Raw genomic sequence first — 13,633 nt, 5'->3', positions numbered from 1 at the left:
CACTCCCCACGGCTGAAGCACCAGAGATATTCCCTTTGGTCGCCGTGGGATTTTGAAGTGGTTACCGCCCTTAGTCCGTGGATTTTCAGGCGGCTTCATCGAATCATTCACCGAACTGCGTGAAGGGTGACCTTTTTCCAATGGGGACCTTAGGAAATCAGGCTCACCCGGAGATCAATAGGGATATTCACACAATTGCGGGAGGGACTATCATGCGCCTGAAAGAAAAAGTGGCTGTCATCACCGGTGCCGGTAGCGGGATGGGAAAAAAGGCAGCGGAAATGTTCGCCGCCGAAGGAGCAAAAGTCGCCGTGCTGGAACGAAACGAAGAGGCGGGGAGAGAAGCGGCTGAATCCATTGTCCGCCAAGGTGGAGAAGCGGCTTTCTTCCCTTGCGATGTGGCTGATGAGGCCAGTGTGAAGCAGGCGATCGAAGGAGCCCATCAACGGTTTGGGCGGTTGGATGTACTGTACAATAACGCGGGGATTATGCCGGAAGCGGATCACTCCGTCATTGATACGTCCGTCGAGGTGTGGGATCAGGTGATGGCGGTGAATGTCCGGGGCATCTTTCTGACCTGTAAATACACGATTCCCCACATGATCCAACAGGGGAAAGGGTCGATCATCAATATTGCTTCCTTCGTCGCCCTGGTTGGGTGCAGTGTACCTCAAGACGCTTATACTGCTTCCAAGGGAGCTGTGATTTCCCTCACCAAATCGCTGGCCATTCAATTCCGGCCCAAAGGGATTCGAAGCAATGTGATCTGTCCGGGACCGATTGAAACGCCTTTGATGACGGAATGGCTGTTAAAGGATGAGGAAGCCCGTCGCATCCGCCTCAGCCGCCAGCCCAGCGGACGTTTCGGCCGTCCGGAGGACATCGTCCACTGCGCGATTTACCTCGCCTCCGACGAATCCGATTGGACCAACGGCGCGGTCATCACCATCGACGGCGGGATTACCAGCAACTATTTTTAGAGCTTATTTCCAACATCGATCAACCCGTATATTCTTGCGTTTTGCCCTTGTTTTTCCAGCTCGCTCCGCCAGTCGCTCTGCAAGGAAGAAAAATTGCCCGCTTTGAAACGGACCACGGGCGGCAAAACTGGCTATCGCTCAAACATCTAGCCTGTGTTTCTCATCGTGGTCCGTTCCTCCTCTTTGTCAGGCTCCTGAAGGTGCTCACCCGGAAAAACAACGCCCACTGCATTATCATTGAAATGAGTCATCCTTTGTGAAATGGCTTCAAAAAATGGGAGGAATCCGGATGTTTGAAACCCAGCGATTGACGGTAGCCCGGATCGAGGATGAACACCTGGACGACCTCTATCACGTCTATTTGTCCAATTCCGATTATCTCCGAATTACGGAAGGCACTCCCGACGGAGTGGGCGTTTACACCCGCGACCAGATGTTGCGGGACCTGCAGGTGGCTGAGTGGACAGGGCGCACATCGCTTGGTGTCTTTCGACGGGAGGACCGGAAGCTCATCGGAGTACTGGAATACTGGGAACGGTCGGACACGGACGGTATGCCGTGGTTGGGGCTGTTGATGATCCACCGCGACTGTCAGCGACGTGGATTCGGCCGCGAATCGGCGGAAGGGTTCCTCCAGTGGGTGGTCGCCCGGGGGTGGCCTGAGGTGCGCCTGGGTGTGGTAGAGGAAAATGTGGACGCGCTTCCGTTTTGGCGAGCGTTGGGATTCCGTGAGTACGAAAGGAAGGAGAAACGCTTTCCTTCCGGGGTCAAGCAGGTCATCTGTTTGCGGTATGAACCGGCACCGTGAATTGACGGTGCAAAAACAAGCCATCCGAGACCGGATGGCTTGTTTCGTGGGTCCTGACCATTTCTTTGGGGAGGATGACAAAAAGCGATACATGATGAAAGAATACTGCTATCTTGGCCCAGCGCTTCCTACAGACGTGCCTCCACGAAGTGCCCGAACCGCGCTTTTGACATGGCTCGAATGCTCACCGCGTTCATCACTTCTTCGATGAAAATTGGGTCCGCCATCCGCGACACACCGCCCGAGGCCTGGATGCTACGAATGTTCGGGCATCCTCCGGACAAAAGAGAAAAGGAATATTACGCGCATGACGGGAAGAATTCGCCGGATCCTGAAGTCGGGACCTTTAACTGAGTTATTGCACGATGCGATTGGGATCGGCTGGTCCATCATGAGACAATGCATCCAAAACAAACTTGAAAGCATTGGGATCGTACGCTATCCCCAGATGTTCACTATTATCCAACGGATAGTAATCCTGTAGAGTAATATTGACCACTTGCTGGGAGGGACCGTTTAAAAACGCAGAGGTATAAGGGACGACGACCTCATCGGTACGCGTCGTCACCACCGTGTAGGAAACGGTTCCCGGAGTTTCATCCCCTTCGTTTAGCTTCTTACAGAAAGTCAGACCCTGCTTGTTGTTGATCACAAGCGGTGCAAGACAGTAGATGGGTTATCTTAAACGTCTCTTTAAGACCGGCAAGCCCTTTGGTGCCGTGGTTCGAAGGCACCAGCCCAATGAGATCGTCAACCTTATTCGCCCCACCGAGAAACTTAATATAGTAACGAGGCATCATTCCTCCTTGGCTGTGTCCGACAATGGAGACCTTTTTTGCCCCCGTGAGCTTGAGGACGTTTTCTACAAAAGTTTTTAACTCCAATGCTGAGTCTTGGATGGAGCCTGTGGAAGGACCGGCACTACTGAAGCCATAATTTAAGGAGTAGACACAATACCCCTTTGCCGCCAGCAAGGGGGATAGGGCCGCCCAGTTTTGTTGCATGGTCTCAAAGGTCCCAGGGACCAGCACCACAGGATACGGGTGCTCCTCATCCAGGTGGCAATTGGGATCATTGGCTCCTGGTGGTGGTGGCCCCTCCGCTGAAAGGAAATCTGCTGAATTGGCGGCTTGTACTGTGCTTTTAGGGACCAAAGTGGCACTGACCAACGTAAGTATTAAGACCGTACCGATTAAGACCTTCATGCCGAATAATGGTTGAAGCTTTTTCGATGCACTTTTTGGCAATCCAACCACCTTCCCCATTGCAAAGAGTAATGTATTATTTTCGAATAGTTTATAATAGAAAGACAAAATGTGCAAACCCTTTCATAAAATGACGAATAAGTCCCTGAAAATCCAGCTTTTTGCCATGATCAGGGTACGGCAAATCAATGACAAAATTAAGCCACTCTGTAAATAGAGCGGCTCGAGATTACTGGGTAAAGGTGTTTTGATCACTCGCGATTCCGGGTGCGCTGTTTTCCTCTATCATTAGGTAGAGCAGACGGCATTTTTTTTTGCGATACCTCGTAGAAAACGCTTTCATTTTTAGAGCAATTGTAAAATGCCTTTTTCGCTTTTGACGTATTGAATCAAATGGTCATACAACTCACGGTACAGACGCCATGCTTCGGGGCCAGGCCAATCCTTTGGCAGAAATTTGTTGGGGAGAATTGGGTCTTGAAGAAGAATATTCCCTAAATGCTCAACCAGCTCCAAAATCTCGAAAAAGGCGTCCCATGGCGGGATGGAAGGTAGTCGGGATAGTTGTTTGCGCTTTTCTGAGACCCAGGCGAGAAATTCCCCGTATAACCCTCTGATGTGCTTCAAGTCCCAAATCTCATTCACTCTCGAATCAATCTCCCCAGAAGTGAAATGTCCGGTGAACATACTCACAAACTCGCTCAATCCCTGCTCCTCTATTATTTGTTTAACGGATGGCGTTTGATTGTGGGGAGAGAGAAATACGCTGTGATATAACTGACCGTACCCTAGATGAATCAGATCTTGGCGCAAGGTATTTCGAAAGCTTCGGTGAGATTCGGGGATTTGATACATGACCAAATGCCAGGTTCCGTTCCAGGTGCGAATCTTTTGCGCCAATTTGAATTGAATCGCCGTCAAAACGTTTGTACCAGCAGGAGTAAGCGAATACCGCCGCTGATGGTGCCGGATGTATCCCAGTCGCTTGAGACGACTTAATGCATTACGAATCGATTGCGACGAATATCGTCGTCCGTTATAGATGTCGATCAGTTCCGACACTTCTATTTCGGGTTTTCTCATCAGTATATAAAGGATTTGCCTTTCGAGAGAAATCACAGGCTCACCCCCATCTTCAAAAAAATTGTAACATACGTGAGATAAAAACAAATGGCCGTTTTATCTCTGATCACCGAAATTCAGTGTAATACCGAGACGGACGAGGATTTGGTGACCCGTTCGGCTCCGATGGGCGTTTGGATTACGCTCTCTCATGTCATACTTTCACAAGACTTTCGACAGTTGATACAATCACCCCAAATGAATCGCGAGAGGAGGAATTCCCCTTGACGGAAGATCGGAAGATGACACGAGGCGGTTCTTGAAGGCATTGGGATTGGGAGTGATCGGGTTATCGGCGAGCGACTGGTGGCACGTTGGCTCCGACATGAGGGGGAAGCGGAGATCCGCGTGCGAGATGAGGGAGAGGGGATTCCGGAAGAGATGCGGGATCGTGTCTTTGAGCGATTTTACCGCGTCGACCCTTCGTGCAACCGGGAATTAGGAGGTGCCGGTCTGGGATTGGCCATCGCAGCGGTGTTGGCGGGATGCAGTCTGTCGAGCGGAACGGAGATGGGGCATAAGATGGATCAAAAGATGGACAACGGCATGGACCAACAATGAATAAGGGGAACATGACAAAGGGATGATAGATCGCAACATGGGCGATATGTCCAATCAGGACAAAAAAATGGACGACCAAATTTTGGATGATCATTCAATAGGCAAAAAAATGAGGTAAAGCCCTACAAGGAAACTGGTCTTGGCGGCTCCGAACCGGAGAGCGCAGGACGCGGGCAAAGTACGCTTTGCTTAAAGGAATTGCCCGCGAATGAATTTCTGCGCTTTCTGGTTTTCCGTTCGGTAGGGCTTGGTCAGTCACTCTTTGGAGAGCGTTGTGTTCGGATCAATTCTGAACGATTTGTCGCAAGATCCGGTTCAGCTGTTCCGCCTCGGCGAGTGCCATGAGGTCATTTTCGATTTCCCCCGGTTGGTTTGCTTGGCCAATGATGTAGCCGCCGAACGTCACTCCCACGAAATCAAAGATGTATTGGAATTGTTGAACGAGAGGCAACCCTTTGACACGGGGATTGTCACCGCCGACAGCGATGACGTAGGCGGTTTTGCGCCGCATGTTTTCCTTGAAATTAAAACGGGAATCCCGCAGGCTGACCGACCATCGGTCGATAAAATTTTTCATTCGCCCCGGAATGCCGTACCAATAGATCGGCAAGCTGAAAATCAGCGTATCGTGGCGCAACACTTCTTGAATGACGGTATCGTAATCGTCGTCTATGGGCAGAAATCCGCCCGGGACATGACGGCGATCCTCGATGGGAACGATGGTGTGATCTCTGAGATCGATCGCATGATGGGGAATCCCCTCCAGTACCGCCTGGGTCAGCTTTTTGGCGTTGCTCTCCTCACGTTGACTGCCATACAAAACCAGAATGCTCAAATCCTTCGCCACCCTTCTTCGTGCGTGATGGGTTGCTGCACCTTATTGTATTGTAGCGGTTTGTCTTCCCCCAGACCACAAAAAATACGCCGGATGAGTCGCAGCATCCGGCGTAAGGGAAAAGAGGCCCAATAAAGACTTGTCAGGGCGTGTCTGGAAATTCCGTATGGGTCAATGTTTCCAGGTGAGCAGCGACCTAAGCTAAAGGTCCGGTCTTCAAAAAGATTTTTTGGCAAGCAGCTTCAACTGAACCCATCAGATACCGCCGTATCCAAAACAGGAGCGATCGGCTCATGTTTGGCTTGTTTCAGGCGGGACTGTTCTTGCAAATGGGAGTTGGCAAGGTTGGAAAACAGCATGGTTCGCATGATGATTCGCGCTCTGACGTCATTCTTTTTCGCCATTTGAGCGAGGTCGTACAAAACACCCATTCCTTTCCTCCTTTGACCGTGGCATACCATCAAACTTATGTGGTTGGATGTCGATCATTCGTCATTTCTGGTGTTTTTTGTGGAAAACCGCATACATCGATCCCTCCGTTTTCCATGAACATCAGGAATACAAACGCTATCGGTCTCGTAAATATATCCTTATAATAAGAAAAATATGGTAAAATGAAAGAGTGCGCGAGGCTAGGGACAAGGGCGTTGTCACTTCCGATGGAAGGAGGTGACATCGTGTCCGCGTTGGGGACTATCACACAGGTGGTAGTGATCGTGGGCGCGGCTCTGGGGGGGCGGTGATAATCTACCTAGAGATCCGTGAGATGCTGGCAAAGGCCAAAAACGCTGCAAGAAACGAAGGAAACCCCACGCCCCTAGCAAACAGATTTGGAGGTCCTGCTAGGTAGTTTGGGGTCTTCAGAACCCAGGCTTCACTAGGACGTCGGCCCCGTCCCGTCAATAAAGTGTGCCTCTATTCAGACACACAACCGTTAACCCCCTCAAATCCTCTCCAAATTTCGCTTCTGGGGTGCTTATTTATGGGACCAGTTTCATATGTTATATGCAGGGTTTCGGAATTGATCCGATTTTTTGGGGGGAGGAGGAAGTAGCGCCGTCAGCAGGTTCACGATATCACAGGAAAATCGGATTGAACAGAAGTAACCGCCCTTTTTCGACTGAATATTTCCTCTATTGGCGGAATCATTAGATTCCACTACAATGAGGGAAGAATAGACGGTTTCTGGTGCTTAAACCGTGTGGAGCAGTCACCAGGATGGGGAAAGGAGGAGTTAGATGGAACGTTTAACGCCCAAAGATATATTCAATAAGGATTTCCCGCGCGAACGTAAAGGATATTCCCGGCAAGCGGTGGATGAGTTTTTAGACTTGGTGATCCAAAACTATGAGGAAGTGTTGGAGGAGAACGAGCGTTTGAAGGAGGAACTGGAGAAAGTCAAAGCACAAGCGGTCAATCGTGAAGTGATCGACGACATTTTGCGCCGGTTGGAACGCCTGGAGCGGATGGTATAAGGCTGTTAGAACGATGAGAGGGGCCCTTCAATAGAAAACATCCTATCGCTCGGCGAAGCGAGATCGGAAAAGAAAAAGGTGTACCCGAATGAAAGTGAGGGACGGTATTCCCGTTAACCTCCGGAAACGGAGAGGGAATCCGTCCCTTTATTCACGGTTGATCGATGTGCCGCCATTTGAGTCCCGGATGTTCGTATTGGAGGCGTTCAAATGTTTCATCGCTGTTGTACCCACCCCGGAGTGAGTGGTAGTTTTGTTTAAAACCCGTTACAATCCAGTGTCCGTCCTGACGGGCGAGTTCCACCTGAAAGTCGCGTCGGTCACGAGGACGGCGGATCAGATAGATTTTCCGCGCAGGGTTCATCGATGCATGCAGGGGCGATTCCACGATGAGAATGGGACTGTTGACCGGTCGATTCCGCCGTGTCTCCTCAATGCGCCAAGTCAACTCTCTGCCCTTGACTGAAGGGGACACAAAAGAGCGTGCATGCTGAATGTCGCCGTCCACCCATACGGCCTTATAGAATTGGATGGCAGTGTCCTCCGATGTGGATGTTTGTCGGATGCACGCCGTCATCAACACCAAAAGGGAGACGCTTAACAAAAATGCCCATGTCCAAGTGGCCGGTTTTTTCCATATCGTTCGTTTATTCATGTCCCTTCCCCTTTCACCGTGCCATGAGGATACTTTATGGTTAATGTTTGCCGGAGAATGGATATCCATGCACCTCCTAACCTAAGACTCGATAAATCACTGGACACCACTTGGCGAATCAGCCGCCAATCTTCACCAATAGGGAAACGGATCTCGACAAGGACTGTCAGGAGCTGTACGATGAAGATGAGAACGATTTCAACGCGAATGACCTCCGCGAAAAAATGAATGAATACCCACTCATTTTGTGCTAAAATATTTGAATAAAAGGGATGAGCGAAAATTTCCGAAAGGAGTGAGTTTCGTGTCCGTTCTGCAAATCGTGAATTTGATTGCCTTTCTCGCCGTCGCCGGTTATGCCTTCTACCTCTTCGCCCGGGTGGTGTACAGCCGTTACACCTACGTCAAACTGGGAAAACCGGTCGATTGGCAAGCAGATCTGCGCACCCGGCTGAACGAGGTGTGGGTGAACGTTTTTGGACAGAAAAAACTGCTCAAAGACAAGAAGAGCGGCATCATGCATGTCGTGATGTTTTACGGCTTCATTGTCATACAATTCGGTGCCATCGATTTGTTTATCAAGGGTTTGGCGCCGGGGTATCATTTGCCCGTACCGGCGTATCCGGTGTTTACGCTGATTCAGGAAATCACGGTCTTCGCCGTGTTGTTGGCAACAGGCTACGCATTCTACCGCCGTTTTATCGAGAAATTGCCGCGTCTGAAGCGGAATTGGAAGGCGGGACTCGTCATCTGGTTCCTGACTGGTTTGATGCTATCCATCCTGTTGTCGGCTGCGTTTGAACACGTGTGGCATCCAGGCCATCTGGCTGCTTGGTCGACACCGATTTCCAGTCTGATCACTGCACCGTTCGCCTCGTTGTCCCCGCAGGTGGGAGAAGTAGGGTTTTATGTGTTCTGGTGGCTCCATGCGCTGATCCTGTTCTCGTTTTTGGTGTACGTGCCACAGTCCAAACACTTTCATTTGCTGGTGGCACCGATCAACGTCTTTCTGAAGCGGCAGGATCCACCATCCAAACTGAAACCGATCGATTTCGAAGACGAGTCGGCTGAATCGTACGGAGTCGGAAAAGTCGAGGATTTCACCCAAAAACAGCTGATTGATTTGTACGCATGTGTCGAATGCGGCCGTTGTACCAACATGTGTCCAGCCGCCGGGACGGGCAAACTGCTCTCTCCGATGGACCTGATCGTGAAGATGCGGGATCATTTGACTGCCAAAGGGGCGGCGATCACATCACGGGCCCCGTGGATGCCGGCCTTTGCATTCAGCGGCGCCAACGAAGCGGTCATGGAGGCGGCGGCCGGTCAGGAAACGTATCCAGTCAACCTCATCGGCGACGTCATCACCGAAGAGGAACTGTGGGCCTGTACCACCTGTCGTAACTGTGAGGATGCTTGTCCGGTGGCTAACGAACACGTGGACAAAATTATTGACATGCGTCGATATCTTGTGTTGACTGAGGGCAAAATGAACGCCGAAATCACCCGGACGTTCCAAAATATCGAACGGCAGGGCAACCCGTGGGGACTCAGCAAAAAAGAGCGTGATCGTTGGAGAGAGGGACTGGATGTGCCTGTACCTACGGTCAAAGAGGAAAAGGATTTTGAATACCTGCTGTTCGTCGGTTCAATGGGCTCCTACGATAACCGGAGTCAGAAAATTACACAGGCAGTGGCCAAACTCCTGCATCATGCTGGCGTGAAATTCGCCATCTTGGGCAACAAGGAGAAAAACTCCGGTGACACCGCCCGACGCCTGGGTAATGAATTTTTGTTCCAGCAGCTGGCGACTGAGAACATCGCGTTGTTTGAAAAACATAACGTGAAGAAGATCATCACAATCGATCCTCATGCTTACAACACTTTTAAAAATGAATATCCCGATTTCGGTCTGCAGGCGGAGGTATACCACCATACGCAGGTACTGGCTGACCTGATCCGCCAAGGCCGACTGAAGCCGACCAAGGAAGTGAAGGAACGGGTTACCTATCACGACTCGTGCTACCTGGGGCGTTACAATGGCGAATACTCTGCTCCTCGCTTCATTTTGCAATCGATTCCCGGGGTCGAGCTGGTGGAGATGGAGCGCAACCGGGAAAACGGGATGTGTTGCGGTGCCGGCGGTGGCATGATGTGGATGGAAGAAACGACCGGCGTCCGTGTAAACGTTGCACGAACCGAGCAGGCACTGGCCGTCAATCCGAGCGTGATCGGCAGTGCGTGTCCTTATTGCTTGACGATGATGAGCGATGGTACCAAAGCCAAAGAAGTGGAAGATCGTGTGAAAACGATGGATGTGGCCGAACTGCTCGCCTTGTCCGTCGAGTTTGATTCCGAGCCACCGGTGGCGGAGGGTGTGCACTGACACGGTTTGGTAAAGAATTCGGCCGTAGAGGGACACCGGTTTTTCATCCGATGTGAAAACGCTTCCTTATCGCGGGTTACACGCGATAGGGATTAAACAATCCTGCACCCTTAGAAGTTTCCCCCTCCATAGATGGAGGGGTTTTTTAGGAGAAAACAAGCAAAACCTTCCTTTGTTTATGTGTATAGGACATAGGATGTATTTTCGAATACGACGTGTTTCTTTATTGTGGACCTTTTCTTCCTATGCTAATGTGTTGTTTAGATGCTTGCATATTCATAAAAAATATTCATCAGAAAGAAGATGATGACCCATTCGGTTGGTGGAATCCTAAAATCTTCTTGTTTTTGGCGTATCATGGGGTGGAATCACTCTCTATTATCTGAAATAAGTTGGACAACCTAATCTTTATCGTGGAGGTCCGCGCATTTGATGGAGAAATATTACCGCATTCTCGGGGTTCGCCAGGACGCCACGATCGAAGAGATCAAAAAAGCGTACCGCCAGCAAGTGCGGAAGTATCATCCCGATGTGAACTCTTCGCGTGATGCGGCCAGAAAGCTCTTGGAAGTCCAGAAGGCTTACGAGGAGTTGGTGCGTCAAGCACCGACCGCTCTGGCGGTGGTGGAGGACAACGAAACGGAACTTGCCGTTAGGCGGGCACTCCATGCCTACAAACGACGACAAAAGAAGAGGATGGGCATCATATTCGTGGTATTGCTCCTCCTCGCATTGGTCGGCGTTTACGGGTTCAGTGATTTGTTACAACCTTCAGAACTGATTCTGACGCATGGCGGAAAAACGTGGGAATTAGATCTGAAAAGTGTCGGTTATGACGGAAAAAATCCGGATACCATTAACCGACGTCAATTGGGGTTATGGTTGGAATTGGTGAAGAAGGAAGTGGACAAGCCCGCCGTAGATGCCAGAATGAAACGGCTCGGTGATCCCATTCAACCTTCCCGTTCCGGTATGGTGATGGATACCGCTGTGATTGAGAATGAGTGGATTTCCCGCATACCCAAAATCGTCAATCGCCCGCAAGAGATCCCCATGATTCCCCAAGCTCCCAAGGTGACGGAAGAACAATTGCAACTGGTGGATCGACAACGGATTGGCAAGTACACGACCTATTTCAATCCGGAAAATCAAAGCCGGACGGAGAACATCCGGTTGTCCAGCCGCGCTATCGACGGTGTGGTGTTGAATCCGGGAGATGTATTTTCGTTCAACCAAACTGTAGGTCAACGGACGGTAGAACGGGGATACCAACCGGTGACGAAGATCGTGCAGGGCGAATATAGCGAGGGAGTGGGGGGCGGCGTTTCCCAAACGTCATCCACTTTGTTTAACTGCGTGGACAACGCGGGATTGGAGGTCTTATCTCGTTTTTCATACAGCAAAACCCCCACTTATGTTCCGGCGGGCAGGGATGCCACCGTGGCTTGGAATGAACCTGATTTTCGCTTCAGGAACAACCTGAATGCCCCGGTCGTCATTCGAACGAAGCTCAAGACAGATGCACTGACCGTGGAAATTTACTCAACGCCGGACGTAAAGGTAGATCGCAACCCGGTAAAACCGGCTTCCAAACTCTTGCCGCCCGAACAATCGGTCATCCCGGACCAACCGTCGGACCACATTGTGTTGACGCCGGATTACAATCGTCCGGATTCGCATCATTCCCCGAAATCTGGTTCGGGAACTGGTGGCGGTACGGTTGACAGCGGTGATTCCAGTTCTGCCAGCGGATCGAACGGGCAAACCGGTGATTTGTCCGGGGGCGACGTCACGAGCGGAGACACGGGTGGTCAGGCTGGAGGCGATACCAGTGGTATGACGGGGAGCACTGGCGGAACGGATACGGGAAGTACGGGCAGCAGCACTGGGGACACTGGGCAACCCACTGGCGGAACGACCGGCAGTACCGGCACCGATTCCGGTAGCACGGGAGATGTTGGTACCGATACCGGTACTACTGGAACCGACGGAACAACTGGCGGTACTGGCGATACGGGCAGTTCGGGCTCAACAGGGACAGACGCCAGTTCGCAAGGAACCACAGGGTCTGGGGGGACGCCCCAACCGAATGGAGGAACGGGCGGTATGTGAAGCGTCGTTTCATGGTTTCACGAGCCCGTGATATGGAAATCACGCCTGTTTGGGGCGTGATTTTTTTTGGGTGTTGATACATTCGCACTCTATGGCTTGATTGTGCGGAACGACGCTCTCTATCATCAAAGTTTAAGGGTTGGGTTCCCCCGCTTAGTTGTTATCGTCATCTTTATAATAATTGTTCGATTTCCTTTTCAATTTTTCGGGGAGGGGTTGTCGGTGCATACCGTTTGACGATGTTGCCGTCCCGATCGATGAGGAATTTGGTGAAGTTCCATTTGATTTCCTTGTTCCAAAACCCAGGTGCCTGCTCGGTCAGATAGCGAAATAGCGGATGGGCATTCGGCCCCTTGACGTCCACTTTGGCGAACATGGGAAAACTGACACCGTAGTTCAATTGACAAAACGAAGCGATCTCTTCATTGGAACCCGGTTCTTGGTTGCCAAATTGATTGCAGGGAAAGCCGAGGATTTCCAAGCCTTTGTCGCGATACCGCTCGTACAACATCTGCAGTTCCTTGTACTGCGGGGTAAATCCACATTTGCTGGCGGTGTTGACGATCAGTAGCACCTTGCCGCGGTAATCGGACAAGGATTTCTCTTTACCATTCATGGTGACGGCGGAATAATCATAGACACTCATATTGAGGTTTGTACCCCTTTCCTTTCGGGATATTAAATTGTGTACAATTTAATTGTCTAAAATAAATATACACCTCGTTTTTCCATTTGTCAATCGACAATTGAAGTGGAAGTGCATCTCTCAGATTGATAACAAAGTTCGCGGCTCACCCGAGATCACAATAGTAAACCACTTTGTCAGCAATATCAGAGTCCATTTCTGATCCTGATGTTGGCTGACGGTTGAGGAAGGATGGGTTGGTCACCTCTCCTGGTTGCGCTTCCATCCGTATTCCTGCTCAATCAAGCACACACGGGTGAAAAATTGCTCATACCAGCCGGTTTTCCCTTTTTCCTGCGCAATTTGGTGTTCGGTGTGCGCTTTCCAGCGACGGATGGATTCGGGGGAATCCCAATAGGATACAGTAATGCCGAAGCCTTCAGCGTCGCGAACGCTCTCCACCCCCAAAAAACCAGGTTGTTGTTTGGCCAGTTCCACCATGCGTTCGGCCATTTGTGCGTAGGCTTCAGCATCCTGGTCGGAACGCAGGGAAGTGAAGATGACGGCATAGTACGGCGGTTGCGGGGTTTGGGCATTGGCCAAGGCAAATACTCCTTTCGTCGAGAGATGGTCCCCGCTGGGCCTACTCCAAAATACGACTGGTCGAATGTCGCTTCCTTCCTCGATCCTGATCGTCCATCTCCTTATCGGTAACCTGTGATGACCACTTCCAACTCTTAGGGGTAATATACCAGCGAAGCTGTTATCAGGGGTAAAGCAGATATCATGATGAAGTAAGTAACAACTCACTTTTTTGTTGACTTTCAATGAGGACTTATCATACATTGTAAGTGAGTAATTACTCATTT

The 13,633-nt window shown here is 50.6% G+C and carries 13 protein-coding genes and 2 pseudogenes; 6 read left to right on the top strand and 9 right to left on the bottom strand.

Annotated features, from left to right (window positions below; translation table 11 throughout):
- Positions 1 to 212: 212 nt before the first annotated feature.
- Together NWF35_RS02695 and NWF35_RS02690 are read left to right on the top strand one after the other, a co-directional pair.
- Positions 213 to 980, top strand: coding sequence for an SDR family NAD(P)-dependent oxidoreductase (locus tag NWF35_RS02695; RefSeq protein ID WP_301237546.1), 768 nt, complete (start codon positions 213 to 215; stop codon positions 978 to 980).
- A gap of 289 nt (positions 981 to 1,269) precedes the next feature.
- Positions 1,270 to 1,788, top strand: a complete 519-nt coding sequence (locus tag NWF35_RS02690) for a GNAT family N-acetyltransferase (protein ID WP_301237545.1) — start codon at positions 1,270 to 1,272, stop codon at positions 1,786 to 1,788.
- A 131-nt stretch (positions 1,789 to 1,919) separates the two neighbouring features.
- On the opposite strand, the pseudogene NWF35_RS02685 reads toward NWF35_RS02690, so the two are convergent.
- The 4 genes and pseudogenes from NWF35_RS02685 to NWF35_RS02670 form a co-directional block, all read right to left on the bottom strand.
- Positions 1,920 to 2,042: pseudogene (locus NWF35_RS02685) on the bottom strand (pyridoxal 5'-phosphate synthase lyase subunit PdxS); the annotation flags it as partial.
- Between the two features lie 101 nt (positions 2,043 to 2,143).
- Positions 2,144 to 2,359, bottom strand: coding sequence for a hypothetical protein (locus tag NWF35_RS02680; RefSeq protein WP_301237544.1), 216 nt, complete (start codon positions 2,357 to 2,359; stop codon positions 2,144 to 2,146).
- Positions 2,360 to 2,405: 46 nt separating this feature from the next.
- The gene (locus tag NWF35_RS02675; protein WP_301237543.1) at positions 2,406 to 3,101 is read right to left on the bottom strand and encodes an esterase/lipase family protein; all 696 of its coding nucleotides are present in this window, start codon (positions 3,099 to 3,101) and stop codon (positions 2,406 to 2,408) included.
- 237 nt (positions 3,102 to 3,338) lie between these two features.
- Positions 3,339 to 4,112 (bottom strand): PaaX family transcriptional regulator C-terminal domain-containing protein, encoded by a 774-nt coding sequence (locus NWF35_RS02670; RefSeq protein ID WP_301237542.1) that lies wholly within the window; start codon positions 4,110 to 4,112, stop codon positions 3,339 to 3,341.
- A gap of 321 nt (positions 4,113 to 4,433) precedes the next feature.
- Between NWF35_RS02670 and NWF35_RS02665 the strand changes: the two are divergent.
- A pseudogene (locus tag NWF35_RS02665) lies at positions 4,434 to 4,586 on the top strand (ATP-binding protein); the annotation flags it as partial.
- Between the two features lie 373 nt (positions 4,587 to 4,959).
- Here the strand turns inward: NWF35_RS02665 and NWF35_RS02660 are convergent.
- Positions 4,960 to 5,511, bottom strand: coding sequence for a flavodoxin family protein (locus NWF35_RS02660; protein ID WP_301237541.1), 552 nt, complete (start codon positions 5,509 to 5,511; stop codon positions 4,960 to 4,962).
- Between the two features lie 242 nt (positions 5,512 to 5,753).
- Positions 5,754 to 5,942 (bottom strand): hypothetical protein, encoded by a 189-nt coding sequence (locus NWF35_RS02655; RefSeq protein ID WP_301237540.1) that lies wholly within the window; start codon positions 5,940 to 5,942, stop codon positions 5,754 to 5,756.
- An 807-nt stretch (positions 5,943 to 6,749) separates the two neighbouring features.
- Here NWF35_RS02655 and NWF35_RS02650 point away from each other — a divergent pair.
- Positions 6,750 to 6,986, top strand: coding sequence for a DivIVA domain-containing protein (locus NWF35_RS02650; protein WP_301237539.1), 237 nt, complete (start codon positions 6,750 to 6,752; stop codon positions 6,984 to 6,986).
- A 151-nt stretch (positions 6,987 to 7,137) separates the two neighbouring features.
- On the opposite strand, the gene NWF35_RS02645 is transcribed toward NWF35_RS02650, so the two are convergent.
- Positions 7,138 to 7,641, bottom strand: a complete 504-nt coding sequence (locus tag NWF35_RS02645) for a hypothetical protein (RefSeq protein ID WP_301237538.1) — start codon at positions 7,639 to 7,641, stop codon at positions 7,138 to 7,140.
- 304 nt (positions 7,642 to 7,945) lie between these two features.
- Between NWF35_RS02645 and NWF35_RS02640 the strand changes: the two genes are divergently transcribed.
- Positions 7,946 to 10,027, top strand: a complete 2,082-nt coding sequence (locus NWF35_RS02640; protein WP_301237537.1) for a heterodisulfide reductase-related iron-sulfur binding cluster — start codon at positions 7,946 to 7,948, stop codon at positions 10,025 to 10,027.
- 432 nt (positions 10,028 to 10,459) lie between these two features.
- A complete protein-coding gene (locus NWF35_RS02635; protein ID WP_301237571.1) occupies positions 10,460 to 12,139 on the top strand; it encodes a VanW family protein in 1,680 nt (559 codons plus the stop codon).
- A gap of 172 nt (positions 12,140 to 12,311) precedes the next feature.
- Here the strand turns inward: NWF35_RS02635 and NWF35_RS02630 are convergent, their stop codons facing one another.
- A complete protein-coding gene (locus tag NWF35_RS02630) occupies positions 12,312 to 12,785 on the bottom strand; it encodes a glutathione peroxidase (RefSeq protein WP_301237536.1) in 474 nt (157 codons plus the stop codon).
- Positions 12,786 to 13,025: 240 nt separating this feature from the next.
- The gene (locus tag NWF35_RS02625; RefSeq protein WP_301237535.1) at positions 13,026 to 13,367 is read right to left on the bottom strand and encodes an antibiotic biosynthesis monooxygenase family protein; all 342 of its coding nucleotides are present in this window, start codon (positions 13,365 to 13,367) and stop codon (positions 13,026 to 13,028) included.
- Positions 13,368 to 13,633: the final 266 nt, after the last annotated feature.

This window comes from Polycladomyces subterraneus, from assembly GCF_030433435.1.
GTDB lineage: Bacteria > Bacillota > Bacilli > Thermoactinomycetales > JIR-001 > Polycladomyces > Polycladomyces subterraneus.
This window is presented reverse-complemented; position numbering and strand designations above follow the sequence as displayed.